The following is an 18,796-nucleotide window of genomic DNA, read 5'->3' on the forward strand; positions in this document are numbered from 1 at the left end:
CCCCCGTCAGATCCGGTAGATGCGCTTGGCGTTGTCGTGCAAAAGCAGGCGCTGCTGCTCTGGCGGCCAGGGCGAGATCGCGGCCAGGTAGCCGGCAAGGATCTCGCCGTAGCTGGCCACCAGGCTATCGACGGGAAAATTGCTTGCGAACATGCAGCGCTCGACGCCGAAAATCGATATGGCGTCGCGCATGACGGGTACGTTGGCGGCCTCGCTCCAGCGCACGCCCAGCTGGCCCAGCCCGGAAATCTTGATGGCGGCATTGCCGGCCCGGGCGACGCTCTCGAGCGCCCGGCGCCAGGCCGCCAGGCCCGCGGGACTGCGGTCCACCGGCAGCCCGGTATGGTTGATGATCAGCGGGATCCGCGGGAAATCGGCGGCCAGCGCGGCGGCCTGGTCCAGGTTCCACCAGGGGGCTTGCAGGTCGAAGGAAAACCCGTGAACGGCCAGCCGGGCATAGCCATCGCGCCAGCCGATGTCGTCCATGGATCCGGGCAGGCCGCGCCGCGCCTGCTCCGGGGCGGGCGCCGACACGGGCTTGCAGCGGATGCCGCGGGTGCGCGGGTAGCCCGCCTGCGCGGCCAGGACTTCTTTCGCGTCGGCCCGCCCCAGGGCGGCATGCGCCACGATGACCGAAGGCAGGCCGGTCCGGTCCGCCAGCTCGCTGAGCCAGCGCGTTTCGGCAACGGGCGCCGCGCGATCCCACTCGGCCTCGATATGCACGGTCGCCGCCGGCGCGTGGCCGCGCGTGTCGCGCGCGAGATCGGCCGGCAGATAATCGCGCTTGAGCGCCGAATAATCGCCATAGCGGAAATCCGCCACCGGCTCGTCCTGCAGCCAGGGATAGGGGTTGGCGCCAAGCTGCCAGAAATGCTGATGCGCATCGATAAAAGGCCCGACGCGTCGCGGGTTTCGTAAAACCAGCCCGGCACGCGGACGGTTCATGTTTGCTCCGCGCGCGCGGGGCTGAAGGCGCCCCGTGTGCGCAGGCCCGCGACGGCGGCGTCGTCCAGCCCGGCTTCTTTCAGGACTTCGCGGGTATGTTCGCCCAGCAAGGGCGGCGGCCGGCGTATCTGCTGGGGCGTCGAGCCCAGCTTGACGGGAAACCCCAGGACTTTGATATTGCCTTCCACCGGATGAGGGACTTCGAGCACCATATTCCTGGCCACCGCCTGTTCGCTGCATAAGGCTTCAGCATAATCCAGAATCAGCGCGGCGGGGATGCCGACAGCCTGCAGGCCTTCGACCCATTCCCGGGCCGGCCGCGTGGCGAAAACCAGCTCGAGCTCCTGGATCAGGACCTCGCGATTCCGCAGTCGGTCGACATTGGTGGCGAAGCGCGGGTCCTGCGCGAGGTCCTGCCGCTCGATCAGGGCGCACAGCGCCGTCCAGAGTTTCTGGTTGGCGGCCCCCAGCACAAAATGCCGGTCGGCGGCGCGCACGGCCTGGTAAGGCGCGCTCATGCGGTTCGCGCTGCCGATGGGCGTGGGCAAGCGGCCCGTGCCCCAGTATTCCGCCGTTTCCCAGACCGAAAGGCCCAGCGCCGTTTCGAACAGCGAAGCGTCGACATGCTGCCCCTCATTGCTATGCTGGCGCCCGAGCAGGGCGCTCAGGATGCCATACGCGGCAAACAGCCCGGCGCCCAGGTCGGCCACCGGCACGCTGGACTTCACCGGGTCGGCATTGGGGTGTCCCATGACGCTCATCACCCCCGCCATGGCCTGCGCGATCAGGTCGAAGCCGGGCCTGCCCGACCAGGGCCCGGTCTGGCCGAACCCGGAGATGCTTGCATAGACCAGGCGCGGATTGATCGCTTTCAAGGTGGGATAGTCGATCTTCAGCCGCTCGACCACCCCCGGCCGGTTGTTCTCGACCAGCACGTCGGCGGTCTTGACCAGTTCATAAAAGGCCTCGAGCCCGGCCTCGGACTTGAGGTTGATTTCCACGCTGCGCTTGTTGCGGTTGAGGGCGAGAAAGCCGCCGCTGTCCGCGCCTTTCAGGCGAAACCCCATCGCGGCCCGGGTCTGGTCGCCGGTTCCGGGCGGTTCTATCTTGATGACGTCGGCGCCCATGTCCCCGAGCAGCATGCAACAAAAAGGGCCGGCCATGACCTGGCTGACGTCCAGTACTCTGATATTGGCTAAAGGAAGATTCATTCTTGATCACATGCCTACTTGTTGTTGATGTCCAGCTTGCCGGCCAGCTGTCCGATATACGCGCTTTCCGCACTAGCGGCCGACGAAATCCGGCCTGGTCTTGTTCAGGAATGATTGATAGCCGATGCGGAAGTCTTCCGTACCGAAGCAGGCGTATGCCTCGCGCCATTCTTCTTCGGAGATGGGCGTGGGAACGGCCAGGCGGCGCGCAAACTGCTTGTGCCATCGGGCCACCAGGGGCGCGCCCGCGCTGATGCGCCGGGTCGCGGCGCCCACTTCCTCGGCGACGCTGGCGTCATCGACCACGCGGTTGACCAGGCGCTTTTCCAGCGCTTCCCGCGCATCGAAGACACGGCCCTCCAGCACGATCTCCAATGCCACGGCGGTGCCGGCCAGGGCGATCAGCCCGCCCAGCTCGCCGTACGACATCACCAGGCCCAGGCGGTTGACCGGGACGCCGAATTTGCTGGAGGACCCGCAGATGCGCATATCGCACATGGTGGCCATTTCCAGACCGCCGCCGACGCATACGCCCATGATCAGCGCCACCGTGGGGTGGCGGCAATCGGCGATGGCCTGCATAGAACGCTGCGTGAGCCTGCCGTACGCTTCGGCCTGCTGCGCGTTCATGCGGCGGGTCGGGAATTCCTCGATGTCGGCGCCGGCGGAGAAGGCCTTTTCGCCAGCGCCCCGAAGCACGACGCAGCGCAGCCCGTCGTCGTCGGACAGGGCCTTCATCGTTTCTGTCAGGCATTCCCAGGCGCCAAGATCCAGCGCGTTCATCTTGTCCGGCCGATTGAAGGTCACTGTGGCGATACGCTGGTCTCTTGTAACTTGAATGAACTCTGACATGGATATTCGGCTCGCGAAAAAATGATGGATGCAGGAATTCTAGATGCGGGGCCGTCATCCTCCTAACGAAAAACTTTCGGGGTTGCTTCAAGAAAAACTAAGGCAGCGGAGCTGTGAATTTTTCTTGAGGTGCTTTCAAATAAATATGCCTTGCTGGCGCCGAACCGGGCTCTTAGACTGCCTCCATTCCGTCCCATGCGCCGCCGGCGGGCGCGGCGCGCCGATGCGGGCGGAACGACGCCGCAATATAACTATTCCATTCAGGAGACAAAACAATGAAAAACCTGTCAGCCTTGCTGCTTGCAGCCGCCATGGCCCTGGCCAGCGGCGTCGCGCTATCCCAGACCAAGCCGGTCAAGCTGCGTTTCGGCCACACCGTGCCCGAAACCGATTCGCAACATCAGGCGGCGCTGGAGTTCGCCAAAAACGTGAAGGCGCGCAGCGACGGCGCAATCGACATACGCGTCTACGCCAGCGGCCAGCTGGGCAACGACGGCACGCTGGTAACGGGCGTGCGCAGCGGCACGATAGACATCGGCGCCACCGGCAACCCTTTCCTCACGGGCATCTCGCCCAGGCTGAGCGCCCTGGACCTGCCTTACCAGTTCGACAGCGCCGAACATGCCTACAAGGTGCTGGACGGCAAGACCGGCCGCGCCTTGCTGGATGACCTGGACCATCACCAGATGAAAGGGCTCGCCTTCTGGGAGATAGGCTTTCGCAGCCTGGCCAACAGCAAGCTGGCGGTGAACACGGCCGCCGACATCAAGGGGCTGAAGATACGCACGACGCCCAATCCCGCGCATCTGTATGCGTTCCAGCTGCTCGGCGCCAACCCTCAGCCCATGCCCTTCGGCGAAGTGTTCAATGCGCTGGAGTCGGGCGCGGTCGACGGCAACGAGAACCCGCCCACGCTGATGCTGTCGTCCAAGATGTATGAAGTGCAGAAATACCTCTCCCTGACCCGGCATGCCTATACGCCTCTGATCGTGTTCATGAACAAGCGCAAGTTCGAGCAATTGAGCCCCGCGCATCAGCAGATCATCATGGAGGAAGCCGTCAAGACAGCGCATTTCCAGCGCGAACTCAATGCCAGGAACGAAACCTCGGCGCTCGCCGAACTGAAATCGCACGGCATGCGGATCAATGAGCATCCAGATATCGAAAGCATACGCAAGATAGTCAGGGACCCGGTGCGCAAGCAGTTTTCCGACAAGCATGGCGACGACCTGCTCAAAGCCATCGATGCGCAGCGCTGACATGCGGCCCAGCGATTCGCCCCCGGACAACTATCCGCTTGCCATCGTCGACGCCCACCACCACCTGTGGAAGCTGGAGAGCGGCCACTATCCCTGGCTGCAGGACGACTACGATCCGCAAGCTTTCTTTCTGGGGGACTACGCCGCCTTGCGCCAGGATTTCGATCCCTCCGAGTACCGCAGGCGCACGGCGGGCTTTCCCATCGCCGCGACGGTGCACATCGAGGCCGAGCGGGCGCGCCCGCAAGCGCTCGCCGAAACCGAATGGGTGCATCAGACCAGCGGCGAGTCCGGCTTTCCCAATGCCGTCGTGGCCTATGCGGATCTGGCCGCGCCCGGCATAGAACTGGCGCTGCGGCAGCACGCCGCCCATCCGCTGGTGCGCGGGATCCGCTGCAAGCCGGCGACCGGCCCCGCTCCTGGCGCCAGCGCGCGGGGGCTGCCGGGCTCGATGCAGGACGAGCAATGGCTGCGCGGCCTGGCCTTGCTGGAGCGCCATGGGCTGTCCTGGGACCTGCGCATACCGTTCTGGCACCTGGACGAAGCCGCCGAGGTCGCGGGCCAACTGCCGGCGCTGCCCATAGCGCTGAATCACGCCGGCCTGCCGTGGGACCGCTCCGAATCCGGCCTCGCGGCGTGGCGCCGGGGCATGCAGGCGCTGGCGCGCAATGAAGCCGTGTACGTAAAGCTGTCGGAGTTCGGCCTGCGCGGGCAAAGCTGGGACGCCGCCGAAAACGCCCGCATTATCCGCGATACGGTAGCCATCTTCGGCTGGCAGCGCTGCATGTTCGCGAGCAATCTGCCGGTATCCGGCCTGCGGGCCGATTTTCCCACGCTGGTCGACACCGTCTGCCGGGCCATTGCGCACCTGCCCGCCGCGGCCCAGTCGGCCATCTGGCACGACAACGCCATGCGCTTCTACCGGATCGCGGCCTAGCCCGCGCCCGCCGCCTCCCAGGAGAAAAACCTTGATTCGCCTACTTGTCCGCGGCACCGAATACCTGCTGGTGCTCATGCTGGGGCTGATGATCATTCTGGTCTTCGGCAACGTCGCCCTGCGCTACCTCTTCAATTCCGGCCTGGTGTTTTCCGAAGAAGTTTCGCGCTTCCTGTTCATGTGGCTGACCCTGATCGGCGCGCTGCTGGTCATGAAAGACCGCGCCCACCTGGGCATGTCCCTGCTGGTGGCGCGCATGGGAGTGGGAGGCCAAAGGATTCTGCGTTTCGCGAGCGATCTCGCGGCGCTGGCCTGCTGCGGCCTGCTGACCGACGGCGCCTGGAAACTGGTGGCGATCGCCATGGACGAACAGGCGCCGGTCACGGGAGTCTCCATGGGACTGGTCTACTCGTCGCTGCTGGTCTGCAGCGTTGGCATGAGCCTCTTGCTGCTGCATTCCCTGTGGCGCCAGATCACGGGGCAAATGCGCGCCGACGAGCTGCTGGCCAGCGACTCGACGGCGGGCGAATAGCGGAGCGGCCCCATGACTATCACCGTATTCGTCGTCTCGCTGCTGGGCGCCATGCTGATCGGCATGCCCATTGCCTTCTCGCTGCTGATTTGCGGCATCGCCCTGATGGTGCAACTGGATAACTTCGATACCCAGATTCTTGCGCAGAACCTGCTCGAAGGCGTCAACAATTATCCTCTGATGGCCGTGCCTTTCTTCATGCTGGCCGGCGAGCTGATGAATGCCGGCGGCCTGTCGACCCGCATAGTGCGCGTGGCCAACGCCATGGTCGGCCACGTGCGCGGCGGCCTGGGGTATGTCGCCATCCTGGCGGCGACCATCGTGGCCAGCATTTCGGGCTCGGCGGTGGCGGATTCGGCGGCGGTCGCCGCCCTGCTCATCCCCATGATGCGCAATGCCGGATACAACGTGCCGCGCTCCGCGGGCCTGATCGCGGCCGGCGGCATCATCGCTCCCATCATCCCGCCCTCCATCGCCATTGTCATCTTCGGCGTGGCCGCGCAGGTGTCCATCACCAAGCTTTTCATGGCGGGCATCGCGCCCGGGCTGATGATGGCGCTCACCCTGTCGGCCACCTGGTGGATCTGCGCCAGGAAGGAGCCCGCGGCGGCCGCGAAGCGCTTCCATGCGCCGGAACTGGCGAGCGCGCTGACCAATGGCGTCTGGGCGCTGTTCCTGCCGGTAGTCATCATCGGCGGCATGAAGTTCGGCTTCTTTACCCCCACGGAAGCCGCGGTCGTCGCCGTGGTCTATGCCCTGGTGGTCGGACTGTTCGTGCACCGCGAACTCAAGATCTCGGACCTGCCGCGCGTCATGCTGGCGGCCAGCAAGGTTTCCAGCACGGTGCTGTTTCTGGTGGCTTGCGCGCTGGTGTCGGCCTGGCTGATCACCATCGCGGAGATCCCCGAACAGGTCGCCGGCCTGCTCGCGCCCTTCATGCACGACCCGATATTATTGATGTTCATGATCATGGCCCTGGTCATCGCCGTCGGCACGGCGCTGGACCTCATTCCCACCGTCATGATCATGACGCCCATCCTCATGCCCATCATCACGCAAGCGGGCATAGACCCGGTCTACTTCGGCGTGATGTTCATCATGAACAATGCGATCGGCCTGCTCACGCCGCCGGTCGGATCGGTGCTCAATGTGGTCGCCGGCGTATCGCGCCACAGCCTGGACAGCGTGATCCGGGGCGTGTGGCCGTTCCTGCTGTCGCTGACCGCGCTGCTTTTCCTTTTCGTGCTGTTCCCGCAATTGATCACCACGCCAGCGCGCTGGTTCTACTAGGCAAACCGATGATCACCAATATCGAAGATCTCCGCATCCTGGCGAAGAAGCGCGTACCGCGAATGTTCTACGACTATGCGGATTCCGGCTCGTGGACGGAATCCACCTACCGCGCCAACCAGAGCGACTTCCAGAAAATCCTGCTGCGGCAGCGCGTCGCCATAGACTTGGCGAGCCGCAGCACCAGGACCCATATGGCGGGCCAGAAGGTCGCCATGCCCGTGGCCATCGCCCCCACGGGCTTGACCGGCATGCAGCACGCCGACGGCGAAATCCTCGCGGCCCGGGCGGCAAAGCGCTTCGGCATTCCTTTCACTCTCTCGACCATGAGCATTTGTTCCATTGAAGACGTGGCCGAGGCGACCGGCGGGCATCCCTTCTGGTTCCAGCTCTACGTCATGCGCGACCGGTCCTTCGTCGAACGCCTGATCGACAGGGCCAGGGCGGCCGGCTGTTCGGCCCTGGTGCTGACGCTGGACCTGCAGATCAGCGGCCAGCGCCACAAGGATCTGAAGAATGGCTTGTCGGCGCCGCCCAAGATCACTTTGCGCAACATCCTCAACATCGCCAGCAAGCCGCGCTGGCTGCTGGGCATGGCGGGCACGCCGCGGCGCACGCTGGGCAATATCTTCGGGCATGTCCAGGGCGTGGAGGAACTGGGATCGCTGGCGGAATGGACGGCCAGGCAGTTCGACCCCTGCCTGAGCTGGGACGACGTGGCCTGGATCAAGCGCAAATGGGGCGGAAAGCTGATCCTCAAGGGCATACAGGATGTGGAGGATGCGCGGCTTGCCGTCAATGCGGGCGCCGACGCCATCATCGTTTCCAACCACGGCGGACGCCAGCTCGACGGCGCCCCCTCTTCCATTGCCTGCCTGCCAGCCATCGTCGACGCCGTGGGCGCGCAGATAGAGGTGCACATGGACGGCGGCATCCGTTCGGGCCAGGACGTGCTCAAAGCCATTGCGCTGGGCGCGAAAGGCGCCTATATAGGGCGGGCCATGCTCTATGGCCTGGGCGCCGGCGGCGAGGCGGGGGTCTTCCAGGCCCTGCAGATACTCCACAAGGAACTGGACCTGACCATGGCATTCTGCGGCGCGACGTCCATAGCCGCCGTGGACAAGCGCGTCATTTCGCAGCTTGCGTAGCGCGGCGCGGGCGGTCCGCGCGCCCGGCCGCTAGCCCGGGCAGGCGCCGGATGCCGGCCGTCCCGCGGGTCAGGCCGGCTGCACTTTCGCTTCGCGTATGACCTGGGCCCACTTCTTGATCTCCGCGCCGATGAAGGCCGAGAATTTCTCCGGCGAATCGCCGCCGTCCTCCGCGCCAAAGCTCTCGAGCTTTTGCGCGACTTCCGGCATGGCAATGACGCTGTTGAAATCTTCGTTCATCCGCTTGACCAGGCCGGCGTCCATGCCCGCGGGCCCGACCATGCCGTACCACGTGCTCGCGTCGAATCCCGGATAGCCCTGCTCGGCCACCGTGGGCACGTCGGGAAAGCTTTTGGCGCGCTTGTTGCGCGTTTGCGCCAGGACCTTGACCTTGCCGCCATGCACCAGCGGCGTGGCCGAGGTCATGGTCTCGAAGCTATAGTTGATCTGCCCTCCGAGCAGATCGGTGACCATGGGGCCCGACCCGCGGTACGGCACATGCAGCGCGCTGATCTTCGCGCGCAGCTTGAACATCTCCAGCGCCAGATGCTGGGCCGCGCCCACGCCCGCCGACCCGAAGGAGATCTCGCCCGGGCGCTTGCGGCAGAGCTCGACCAGTTCGCCGACCGTGCTGGCCTCCTGGTTCTGGTTGCCTATCAGCAAATTCGGCGTGACGCCCACCAGCATGATGGAAGTGAAGTCCCGCTCGACGTCGTAGCCCAGGGCCGGATACAGGCTGGGCGCGATGGCGTGGTTGCTGATATTGGTCATCAGAAGCGTGCTGCCGTCGTTGGGCTGCTTGGCCACATAGCCGGCGGCGATGACCCCCGCGGCGCCGGCCTTGTTCTCGACCACCACCGGCATGTCCCACAGGATACCCAGCTTTTGCGCGATGACGCGCGCCATGACATCGGTGCCGCCGCCGGGCGGAAAGCCGACGATGATTTTGACGGAGCCGCGCGGCAGCGTCTGCGCCTTGACGAGCGGCGCGGCGGCCATGGCCGCCATCGCGGTAATGAATGTGCGTCTTTTCAAGAAGATCTCCTGGATTTGATTTTTATCGGCCCGGCCGGGCGGCCTTGCGCGAGGATGCGGCAAGGCAGCGAAGCGAAGGCGTTTCAGTCTAGGGAGTATCTTCCTGGGGGACAACAGAGAATTATTTGGGGGAAGCTTTACAAATCCTCATCCCAGCGCGCTGGCCGATCCAGGGCTGCGGTACGCGGGTTTATACCAAATTGACACCCCGGATATGCTTCTTTAACATCGTTTCCCATCACCAGTGGAACGGCAACGGCGCCGGCAACTGGACTTGGCAAAAGAGCCCCTGACAAAGTTTTTACTTTGTCAGGGGCTCTTTTGTTTTTTGCTTTCAAAACGCAAAGTAATGGGAGTAGCAAAGATGAACATAAAGAGTAGCTTGATAGCGATTGGGCTGGCTACGGTCGTCGCATTGCCGGGGATTTCAATCGCGGCCGAAGAGCCCATAAAAATCGGCTTGCTGGAGGATAACTCCGGCGACTTCGCATTGCCTGTCATACCCAAGATTCATGCCACCGAACTGGCGATCAAGGAGATAAACGATAAGGGCGGCGTCCTTGGAAGGCCATTGAAGCTCGTCCATTACGATACCCAGTCGGACAATACCCGTTTCCAGCAAATGGCCAGGCGCCTGATCCAGAATGACAAGGTCGACGTCATATTCGGCGGGTTCTCCAGCGCATCCCGGGAAGCAATCAGGCCCATCATGGACCGCGCGAAAATGATGTATTGGTATAACAATCAATACGAAGGAGGCGTCTGCGATACGAATACATTCGTCACCGGCGCCGTGCCGGAACAGCAGTTCTCGACGCTGATTCCATGGATGATGGAGAAATTCGGAAAGAACGTATATACGATCGCCGCTGATTACAATTTCGGACAGCTCTCCGCCGAATGGGTCCGCAATATTGTCAAGGAAAATGGCGGCACGATGGCGGGAGAGGAATTCATCCCGCTGAGCGTTTCCCAGTTTGGCCAAACCATCCAGAATATCCAGAAAGCCAAGCCGGACTTCGTCGTGACCCTGCTGGTCGGCAACAATCAGGCGTCTTATTACGAGCAGCAAGCGGCGGCCAAGCTGAATCGGCCCATGGCCAGCTCGGTGAACGTCGGGCAAGGGTATGAACACAAGCGTTTCAAGGCGCCTGCGTTGAAAGACATGTACGTGACCGTCAACTACATAGAAGAAGTGGACTCTCCCGAAAGCGCCGACTTTGTAAAGAGATTCCATGCAATGTTTCCGAACGAGCCTTATATCAACCAGGAAGCGGCAAATGCCTACGATGCGGTATATCTATACAAGGCGGCCGTCGAGAAAGCAAAGACCGCGGACATCCCCGAGGTGCGCAAGGCATTGGAGGCGGGCGGCATTTGCACCACAGGCCCGTCGGGCAAAGTATGCATCGACCCGAAAAGCCACCATACCTCGCACACCATCTACCTGGTCCATGTGAAAGCCGATCATTCCATCGAGATCCCCAAGGTGTGGAATGACATCCAGCCGTACTGGCTAGGCGACGCCGGCTGCAACCTGCCGGCCAAGGCGGATAAAAAGCAATACACGCCGTCGAACCCGCCCACTAAATAATCCCCGGGGCCTGCAATGGGAGCCGCGCACCGCGATTCCCATTGCGCCCAACGCGGCTTATTCATCCAGATGGAAATAACCAGGCATTAATGATGGCGATACTGTCCCTGCTTTATTCGATGGTTTATCAGTTCGGCAATAACTTCGCATACCTTGTCCTGGCGGCGCTGGGGCTGGCCGTCATCTTCGGGATGATGGGCGTGATCAACCTGGCGCATGGCGAGTTCATCATGTGCGGGGCATATGTCACCATTATCTGTGGAAAAGCCGGCCTGCCCTTGCCGATCGCAATGCTTTTGGGGGTCGTGGCGGCGGCAATAGCCGGGGTATTGATCGAACGGCTGGTCATCAGGCATCTATACGATCGATTATTCGATTCGGTTGTCGCGACCTGGGCGATCAGCCTGATCACGCAGCAATCCATGCTGCTGATAGCGGGCCCTTCGCTGGAAGGCCTGTCGACGCCCTTTGGTTCGTTCTCCATCGGCATCTATTCCTTTTCCGTCTATCGCGCCCTGTTGCCGCTCATCGCCATCGGCGTATTGGCGCTGCTGTACTGGCTGTTTTTCCGCACAAACTACGGCGTCTGCGCGCGCGCGACCATACAGAACGCCCGCATGGCTTCATGCCTGGGGCTGCAGACGAATCGCGTCTATACGCTGACGTTTGCCTTGGGGGCGGGGCTGGCCGGCCTGGCCGGCGCGCTGTACGCGCCCACCATGACCGTCGTGCCGACCATGGGCAATGGCTTTATTGTCCAGGCCTTCGTGGCGGTGGTCGTCGGCGGCGCCAACGTTCTTGTGGGCACCCTTCCGGCGGCGGCCATTCTCGGCTTTATCCAGACCGGGCTGACTTCCTGGTACGGCCAGCTGATAGGCCAGATCGGCCTTTTATTGACCGCCATTATCGTCATCAGGCTATTGCCGCAAGGCGTCGGCAGTCTCTTTTCAAAAGGCCGATAAGGAAACGTCGCCATGCCCACCCAAGACTCCCCCCTCGCCTCGCCGGACCATATTAAAGAGCCTTTCCGAAAGGAAATAATCCGGGTGGCCGTCATCCTGCTTATCGCCCTGGGCCTGCCGCTGCTGTTCGATGGCTCCACCATCGACGATTTCTCATATTATTTGCTGTGGACCTTTTGCGGCATCGGACTGGCCGCGATGTGGGGCCATGCCGGCATCTTATCGTTCGGCCAGTCCGCCTTCTTCGGCCTGGCGGGGTATGCCTATGGAGTGCTGACCATCAACTTCGGCGATAGCGTGATGGTCACCTGGGCGGGCCTGCTCGGTTCGATGCTGATTGCCGGCGCCTTCGCGGCATTTCTTGGCTATATGATCTTCTATGGCGGCGTAACCGGTATCTTCATCGGGATCATCACGCTTTCCATCACCCTGGTATTTGAAACCTTCATGGCCCAGACCGCGGGCCCGCAATGGGTAATCGGCGACGCCCGGCTCAACGGCTACAACGGCATGTCGGGCATGCCGCCGCTTGCCATCCCGTGGCTCGACGGAACCGTGCTGGCGCTGGAGGGCACAGGCTTCTACTGCTTGCTGGTGATCCTGCTCGCCCTGGTCTACCTCGCGACCCAGTACATGCTGAAGTCGCCGTTCGGCCTGACCTTGACGTCGATAAAAGAGAATCCGCGCCGCGCGGAAATGCTGGGTATCGACATACGAAAGTACCAATTATTGATATTCGTCTTCGGCGGCGTGCTGGCGGGGCTTTCCGGATCTTTATATACGATCTGGGGCTCATACATCACTCCTTCGTCCATGGGCCTGACGGCCGCCGCGATGCCGGTGATATGGGTGGCGACGGCAGGCCGCAAGAATATAGGCGGCGTGGTGATCGCGACAGTGGGCTTCGTCTGGCTTTCGCAGTGGCTGGCGATCTATGGCAGCGAATATGCCCTGATCCTGATGGGAGCCGTCCTGCTTTTTGTAGTGCTTGCGGCGCCGGAGGGGCTGTTCCCCTGGGTCATTGCATTTGCCGGCAGGCATTTGGGAAAGAAGCATCGAAACGCGGAGGGGCAATAAAGTGAGCTTGCATGACACACGAGACATGGCGCAGGGCCTGCCCGCCGCCAGCGCCGCGCCCCCTATCATCAAGGTCAGCGGCCTGAGCAAGCATTTCGGGGGCGCCAGGGTGATCAATGATATCGATATGGAAATCCTGGACCACGAAATACGGTGCGTCATCGGCCCCAACGGGGCGGGCAAAAGCACTTTTTTCAAACTGCTGACGGGAGAGCATCGGCCATCCGCGGGGGAGATCCTATTTCTGGGAAAAAGCATACGCAATGACCTGCCCTATCAGCGCATACGCCAGGGGATGAGCATCAAGTTCCAGATACCCGGGATCTTTCCGGAGCTGACGGTGCACCAGCATCTGGAACTATCCCTGTACCAAACAGGAAGAAACTCCAGGGACAATATCGATGAACTGATCGAGCGGTTCAAGTTGCGCGACGATGCCTATCGACTCGCCGTCAATTTATCCCACGGCAAGAAACAATGGCTGGAAATGGCCATGGCCGTATCGTTGAGCCCGAAATTATTGATGCTCGACGAGCCGGTAGCCGGACTGTCCATGGAAGAAACTTTCCTCACCGGCGAATTGATCAAGGGCATGCAGGAAGACGGCCTGACCATCATGGTGGTGGAGCACGACATGAAGTTCGTCCGTCAAATCGCCACCCGGGTAACGGTGTTGCATGGAGGCCGGGTCTTCGCCGATGGCATGACGGGCGAAGTGCTATCCCGCGAAGATGTCGCCGATATTTATCTGGGGAAAAGCTGATGGAAAAATCCTTGCTGCGCGTTTCCGAAATATACGGCGGATATTCGGGCGGCCGCGTGCTCAACGGCGTAAGCCTGCAGGTCGGCGCCGCCGAGGTGGTGGGGCTGATGGGGCGCAACGGGGTGGGCAAGACCACCTTCATGCGCTCGCTGATCGGCATCGTAAGGGTGGATAAAGGCAGCATACGCCTCCAGGACACCGACATCACTCATCATGAGCCGTATTCCCGGGCACGGCTGGGCCTGGGCTATGTTCCTCAGGGGCGCGAGATTTTCGGCGGCTTGACGGTGGCGGAAAACCTGAAGGTGGGCACGCAGGCGGCAGTCGGCCGGGCGCAGGAAAGCGCGGAGATGTCGAGCCGGGTGCTGGATTATTTTCCGATCTTGCGGGAACGCCTGACGCAAAAGGCCGGCACGATGAGCGGCGGCGAACAGCAGCAACTGGCAATCGCCAGGGCCCTGGTCGGCGCGCCGAAGGTGCTGCTGCTCGATGAGCCGTCCGAAGGCGTGCAGCCTTCGATCGTTCATGCCATTGCGGACACGCTGGTCAGGATAGCAAGCGAACTGAACGTCGCCGTCATCCTGGTGGAACAAGATATTGCAATGATCGAACGGGCCGCAGACCGCTGCTTTGTCATGGACAAAGGCAGCATTACCGATGAATTGACTCGCGCGCAATTGGGGGACGAGGCATTGATGCGACGCTATCTGGCTCTTTGATGATCACGAAACGTAGTTAACTGAACGGAGAAGCATATGTATATCGAATGGATCAAGAATTCCGTCATGATGCAGCGCGGAGTGGGCGCGGATCGGGATCCGGTAACTCATCATTTGACCGAAGAAATACAAAAGAAATTCCACTACACCATAGGGCCGTATTCCGACCCCGTGATGACCATCAAGCCCGGCGACCGAGTGATCGTCGACACCCGGGATGCCTTTGAAGGCGCCATCAAATCGGAAACCGACAAGCCGTCCGAATTGCTGACGCTGCCCTATCTGAATCCCCAGAATGGCCCCATCATGATCGAAGGGGCCGAAAAAGGCGATGTCGTAGCCGTCTATATCGAGAAAATGGTCCCGCGCGGCGATGATCCCCACGGCATATGCTGCCTGATCCCGCAATTCGGCGCGCTGACGGGCACCGAATATACCGCGACGCTGAATGACTCCTTGCCCGAAATGGTCAAGCGCGTAAGGCTCGACGGCGAGCACATATATTGGAGCAAGCGCCATACGCTCCCCTATCGCCCGCATATCGGCACGCTAAGCGTTTCGCCGGAAATCGACTCCATCAATGCGCTGACACCGGACAATCATGGGGGAAACATGGATGTCCCGGATATCGGCCCGGGCAGCATCACTTATCTACCCGTAAGAAGCCCCGGCGCGCGCTTGTTCATCGGCGACGCCCATGCCTGCCAGGGCGACGGCGAGGTCTGCGGCACTGCCGTCGAATACGCGAGCACGACGACGATAAAGGTAGACTTGATCAAGAACTGGAAAATCGACTGGCCGCGGATGGAGAATGCCCACGCTATCATGGGCATAGGCAGCGCCCGCCCGCTCGAGGACGCGGGCCGCATCGCCTACCGCGAACTGATACGCTGGATGGTCAGCGATTTCGGATTTGATCAGTGGGATGCCTATATGCTGCTAAGCCAGTGCGGCAAGGTCAGGCTGGGCAATTTCGTCGATCCCAAATACACCATGGGCGCGATGATCAGCAAGGATTATCTGCAAGAATAATCACACGCGGCAGATCCGCGCGGCGCAGCCCATGCCGCCGCGCGGCAGGCATAATCGGATTTTTGAGCAACTGACTGAATGAGCACAAGCGAACCACTTAAAATCGGCTTTTTATTTTCCAGCTCCGGCGTAACGGGTTTACAGGAATCGTCTCAATTGCGGGGCGCCATGCAGGCGCTCGACGAAGTCAACGATAGCGGCGGCATCGACGGGCGGGAAGTCATTGCCGTCCGGTACGACCCGCAATCCCAGGACGCGCTGTTCCGATCGTTCGCCGAGCGGCTTATCCTGGCCGACAAGGTCAACGTCATTTTCGGCGGATACCGGTCCAGCGCCAGGAAAATCATGCTTCCGGTGGTCGAGAAATACAATCGCCTGCTTTTCTACCCGCAACTGTACGAGGGCTTCGAATTTTCCGAGCATATTATTTATGGCGGGGCGGCGCCCAACCAGAACGGCGTGCAGCTGGCGGAGTTCATGGCCGGCAATTTCGGGGCGAGGGTTTATATGATTGGCTCGCGTTATGTATACCCTTACGAATGCAACCGGAACATGCAGGAGCTGATCTTGCAGAATGAGAATGGCGCGGTGATCGGCGAACGCTACCTGGGCCTGGATGCGCCCTATGAAGAGTTTGTCCAGGTCATCGACGATGTAATAAAAAAGCAGCCCGATTTCATTTTCAGCTCGGCAATCGGACAAACCATTTCCTATTTGTACCAGGCGTACGCAAGGGCCGGGCTGGATCCCATGAAAATACCCATAGGCAGCCTGAACACTTCGGAAACCGAGCTTGCCGCGATGGGTGTCGAATTCGGCGCCGGGCACTACACGTCGGCGCCGTATTTCCAAGCAGTCAATTCCGCTGAAAACCAGCGCGCCCTGGAAGGCTTTCGAAAACGCTACGGAAGCGACATCTCGGCCGACATGAATTGGGAGGCCAGCTATTACCAGTTCCACTTGTTTGCCAATGCCTGCGCGGCCGCCGGTTCGGACAGCATCGCGCCATTGAAATTTGAATTGCTCGGCAGCGAATACGCCGCCCCCCAAGGGCGTGTGAAGATAGACCGGAAAAACCAGCATACCGGCCTCTATCCTCGCATCGGGCGCGCCGATGCGGCGGGCCAGTTCACCGTACTGCGCGAGTCGCGTGAAATGGTAGCGCCCGATCCCTATATGTCCACCCAGTCATTTGGCGATTGGGTAACCAAGTTGACGACAGCGGGATATGCCGATGGAGGATGACCACAATACGCCGAGCTACAGCGTCACCGGCGCCATTCTTGCCAGGAAGTTGAAGACCGTCGTAATACTTCCAGACGATGAAGACCGCGAAACGCTGGTCAATCACTTGAAGCGCATGGGATTTCAAGTGCAGGTGTGCTGGCCCATACCCAAGAGCCCGCCCACCTTTGCCGATTTGATATTTTTATCCTGCCTCCCGGACAAGCAAGATCCCTATAAATGCTGGAGTCTGCTCGAATCCACCCCCTTGATAGCCGTATTGACCTATGAAAGCCCGATATTCATCGACTATGCGCTGAAGCTGGGCGCCCAGTCCGTCATCATGACGCCCATCCGGGCGGCCGGCCTGTTGCCGGCCATTGCCGTGTCGGTGCAGCGCTTCCGGGAGTCCCGCCGCCAGGCGGAGCGCGTCAAACGGCTGGAGTTCAAATTGAAAGTCGTCATGCAGCTTGCCGAAGCGAAAGCCATTCTGATGCGCATGTACGGCGTCAGCGAAGCCGAAGCTTACGAAATCCTTCGGAGGCAGGCAATGGCCAAGCGGATTACCGTCGAAGAAATCTCACAATCGATTATCCAGGCGAACGACCTCTTTTCATCGTCGGCGACCGAAATCACCAAGTTGAAGCCGCAATAGCTCACTCGCAATGCCGCGCCGCGCCAGCGCTTTTCAGCGCGGGCCGGCGCCCCACAGGGCGCCGCAGCCGGGCTGGTCCAGATGGGTCAGGTACAGGCGCAGGTCGAATTCATACTGGTGGTAATTCGGTTCCATGCGCTCGCACAAATTATAGAAAGCCTTGTCGTGCTCCTTTTCCTTCAGGTGCGCCAGCTCGTGCACGGCTATCATCTTCAGGAACTGCTCGGGAGCCTCGCGGAATATCGTGGCGATCCGTATCTCGCGCTTGGCCTTGAGCTTCATGCCCTGCACCCGCGAGATCGTGGTGTGCAGCCCCAGCGCGTGGGCCATCACCTGTATCTTGCTGTCGAAGGCCACTTTGTTGATCGGCGCGCCATTGCGGATATAAAGATTCTTCAAGTCCACGACGTAGTCGTACAAGGCCTTGTCGGTGCGTATGAGGTGCCCTGCCGGGTAGCGACCGCGCAATACCTCGGCCAGTTGTCCGCGCTCGGCCAGCAGCCGGGCCTTGTCCTGCAGGTCCTGCGAATATCCTCCGAGGTACTTCATATTGTCCTTGCCTTGCCCCGCCATGGCCCTGAAGCCGCTGCGGCATATCGTTCCGGCGCGGGCTTTTGCGCCCGGCGCCTCGCTACCATAACATGGCGGGCAGCGCTCAACACATGGCGGGAAGCGCTCAACACATGGCGGGAAGCGCTCAACCGGCGTCGCTCGAAACCCGGCGGTCCAGCGCCAGCCCCAGCGCCTCGGACTCGCGGCCCAGTATCTTGACCAGCTTTTCTTCGCGCTCCGGGGTCATCCTGGCGGCGATCGCCGCGATGCTGAGCGCGGCGACGGGCTTGCCGCCGACAAATACCGGCACGCCCACCGCGCGCACGCCTTGCACGCCCACCACGTCCATGGCGACATAGCCCATCTTGCGGGCATGGACCATCAGGGCCCGCACCCGCTCCAGCCCGACGCCGGGAAAGGCGCCGATACGGCCGGCGTTATGCCCCAGGATCAGATCCGCCACATCTTCAGGCAGCGCGCTGAGTATCGCCAGATTGCCCGTGCCGACGCCCAGGGGACGGCGCGTGCCCACATCCACCACGAACGTTTTGATGGGATAAGAGCCCACGGCGCGGTCGGCGCAGACGGCGTCATCGCCGCTGCGCACCATCAGGAACACCGTATCGCCCGTGTCGTCCGCGATGCGGGCGAGCGTGGGCTTGCACAGCTGGGTCAGATCCAGCCGTTCGGAGGCGGCGAATCCGATGTCGTAGGCAAGCGGGCCGAAGCGATACCTGCGCGTCTCATTGTCGAAGGCCAGCAGGTCTTCGCCGACCAGGCATTGCAGCATGCGATGCGCCGTGCTGCGGTCTATGCCGGTGCTGGCCGCCAACTGGGACGATGACGCCCCCTTCTTGTTGTGAGCGGTCAGTTCGCGCAGCAAAGCCACCACACGCTGAATGCTTTGTGTGCCGCGGCGAACCTGCGCCGGCGCCGCCGGGTCTTCGGCGGCCTTATCGGAAGGATTGATCATAATGTGAACTCATATTTGTCCATATCGATTGTATAG

Annotated in this window: 19 protein-coding genes; 13 read left to right on the forward strand and 6 right to left on the reverse strand. The window is 61.6% G+C overall.

What is annotated here, in order from left to right:
* Nucleotides 1-6: 6 nt before the first annotated feature.
* The 3 genes from BUB23_RS08870 to BUB23_RS08880 form a co-directional block, all read right to left on the reverse strand.
* Entirely contained in the window at nucleotides 7-945 is a 939-nt protein-coding gene (locus tag BUB23_RS08870) for an amidohydrolase family protein (RefSeq protein WP_073102762.1), read from the reverse strand.
* Complete coding sequence (locus BUB23_RS08875) at nucleotides 942-2,156, reverse strand: CaiB/BaiF CoA transferase family protein (protein ID WP_073102763.1); 1,215 nt, start codon at nucleotides 2,154-2,156, stop codon at nucleotides 942-944. Before BUB23_RS08875 ends, BUB23_RS08870 begins: the two co-directional genes overlap by 4 nt.
* A 72-nt stretch (nucleotides 2,157-2,228) precedes the next feature.
* Entirely contained in the window at nucleotides 2,229-3,008 is a 780-nt protein-coding gene (locus BUB23_RS08880; RefSeq protein ID WP_073102764.1) for an enoyl-CoA hydratase/isomerase family protein, read from the reverse strand.
* A 275-nt stretch (nucleotides 3,009-3,283) separates the two neighbouring features.
* Between BUB23_RS08880 and BUB23_RS08885 the strand changes: the two genes are divergently transcribed.
* The 5 genes from BUB23_RS08885 to BUB23_RS08905 are packed head-to-tail and all read left to right on the forward strand — an operon-like array spanning nucleotide 3,284 to nucleotide 8,174.
* On the forward strand, nucleotides 3,284-4,267 hold the full coding sequence (locus BUB23_RS08885; RefSeq protein ID WP_073102765.1) for a TRAP transporter substrate-binding protein: 984 nt from the start codon (nucleotides 3,284-3,286) through the stop codon (nucleotides 4,265-4,267).
* Between the two features lies 1 nt (nucleotide 4,268).
* On the forward strand, nucleotides 4,269-5,204 hold the full coding sequence (locus BUB23_RS08890; protein WP_073103082.1) for an amidohydrolase family protein: 936 nt from the start codon (nucleotides 4,269-4,271) through the stop codon (nucleotides 5,202-5,204).
* A 31-nt stretch (nucleotides 5,205-5,235) separates the two neighbouring features.
* Complete coding sequence (locus BUB23_RS08895) at nucleotides 5,236-5,736, forward strand: TRAP transporter small permease (protein WP_073102766.1); 501 nt, start codon at nucleotides 5,236-5,238, stop codon at nucleotides 5,734-5,736.
* A gap of 12 nt (nucleotides 5,737-5,748) precedes the next feature.
* Entirely contained in the window at nucleotides 5,749-7,026 is a 1,278-nt protein-coding gene (locus BUB23_RS08900) for a TRAP transporter large permease subunit (protein WP_073102767.1), read from the forward strand.
* 8 nt (nucleotides 7,027-7,034) lie between these two features.
* Nucleotides 7,035-8,174, forward strand: coding sequence for an alpha-hydroxy acid oxidase (locus tag BUB23_RS08905; protein WP_073102768.1), 1,140 nt, complete (start codon nucleotides 7,035-7,037; stop codon nucleotides 8,172-8,174).
* Nucleotides 8,175-8,243: 69 nt separating this feature from the next.
* Here BUB23_RS08905 and BUB23_RS08910 read toward each other — a convergent pair whose 3' ends face one another.
* Nucleotides 8,244-9,209, reverse strand: a complete 966-nt coding sequence (locus tag BUB23_RS08910; RefSeq protein ID WP_073102769.1) for a Bug family tripartite tricarboxylate transporter substrate binding protein — start codon at nucleotides 9,207-9,209, stop codon at nucleotides 8,244-8,246.
* 364 nt (nucleotides 9,210-9,573) lie between these two features.
* Here BUB23_RS08910 and BUB23_RS08915 point away from each other — a divergent pair, with 364 nt between their 5' ends.
* From BUB23_RS08915 to BUB23_RS08950, 8 genes are all read left to right on the forward strand, one after another.
* Nucleotides 9,574-10,803, forward strand: coding sequence for an urea ABC transporter substrate-binding protein (locus BUB23_RS08915; protein ID WP_073102770.1), 1,230 nt, complete (start codon nucleotides 9,574-9,576; stop codon nucleotides 10,801-10,803).
* 92 nt (nucleotides 10,804-10,895) lie between these two features.
* Complete coding sequence (locus BUB23_RS08920; protein ID WP_073103083.1) at nucleotides 10,896-11,765, forward strand: ABC transporter permease subunit; 870 nt, start codon at nucleotides 10,896-10,898, stop codon at nucleotides 11,763-11,765.
* A 12-nt stretch (nucleotides 11,766-11,777) separates the two neighbouring features.
* Nucleotides 11,778-12,842: a branched-chain amino acid ABC transporter permease gene (locus BUB23_RS08925; protein ID WP_084135911.1), complete on the forward strand. Its 1,065-nt coding sequence runs from the start codon at nucleotides 11,778-11,780 to the stop codon at nucleotides 12,840-12,842.
* 1 nt (nucleotide 12,843) lies between these two features.
* Nucleotides 12,844-13,605, forward strand: coding sequence for an ABC transporter ATP-binding protein (locus BUB23_RS08930; protein WP_245801217.1), 762 nt, complete (start codon nucleotides 12,844-12,846; stop codon nucleotides 13,603-13,605).
* Nucleotides 13,605-14,324: an ABC transporter ATP-binding protein gene (locus BUB23_RS08935; protein ID WP_073102772.1), complete on the forward strand. Its 720-nt coding sequence runs from the start codon at nucleotides 13,605-13,607 to the stop codon at nucleotides 14,322-14,324. The genes BUB23_RS08930 and BUB23_RS08935 overlap by 1 nt, the downstream gene beginning before the upstream one ends.
* 36 nt (nucleotides 14,325-14,360) lie before the next feature.
* Nucleotides 14,361-15,356: an acetamidase/formamidase family protein gene (locus BUB23_RS08940; RefSeq protein ID WP_425439535.1), complete on the forward strand. Its 996-nt coding sequence runs from the start codon at nucleotides 14,361-14,363 to the stop codon at nucleotides 15,354-15,356.
* Between the two features lie 78 nt (nucleotides 15,357-15,434).
* Nucleotides 15,435-16,601, forward strand: coding sequence for a transporter substrate-binding domain-containing protein (locus tag BUB23_RS08945; protein ID WP_073102773.1), 1,167 nt, complete (start codon nucleotides 15,435-15,437; stop codon nucleotides 16,599-16,601).
* On the forward strand, nucleotides 16,591-17,235 hold the full coding sequence (locus BUB23_RS08950) for an ANTAR domain-containing response regulator (protein ID WP_073103086.1): 645 nt from the start codon (nucleotides 16,591-16,593) through the stop codon (nucleotides 17,233-17,235). Before BUB23_RS08945 ends, BUB23_RS08950 begins: the two co-directional genes overlap by 11 nt.
* Nucleotides 17,236-17,268: 33 nt before the next feature.
* On the opposite strand, the gene BUB23_RS08955 is transcribed toward BUB23_RS08950, so the two are convergent.
* Together BUB23_RS08955 and BUB23_RS08960 are read right to left on the reverse strand one after the other, a co-directional pair.
* Nucleotides 17,269-17,784 (reverse strand): M48 metallopeptidase family protein, encoded by a 516-nt coding sequence (locus BUB23_RS08955; protein WP_084135948.1) that lies wholly within the window; start codon nucleotides 17,782-17,784, stop codon nucleotides 17,269-17,271.
* Nucleotides 17,785-17,932: 148 nt separating this feature from the next.
* Nucleotides 17,933-18,760, reverse strand: a complete 828-nt coding sequence (locus tag BUB23_RS08960; RefSeq protein WP_073102775.1) for an IclR family transcriptional regulator — start codon at nucleotides 18,758-18,760, stop codon at nucleotides 17,933-17,935.
* Nucleotides 18,761-18,796 lie beyond the last annotated feature (36 nt).

The organism is Pollutimonas bauzanensis, from assembly GCF_900129885.1.
GTDB classification, from domain to species: Bacteria; Pseudomonadota; Gammaproteobacteria; order Burkholderiales; family Burkholderiaceae_B; genus Pollutimonas; species Pollutimonas bauzanensis.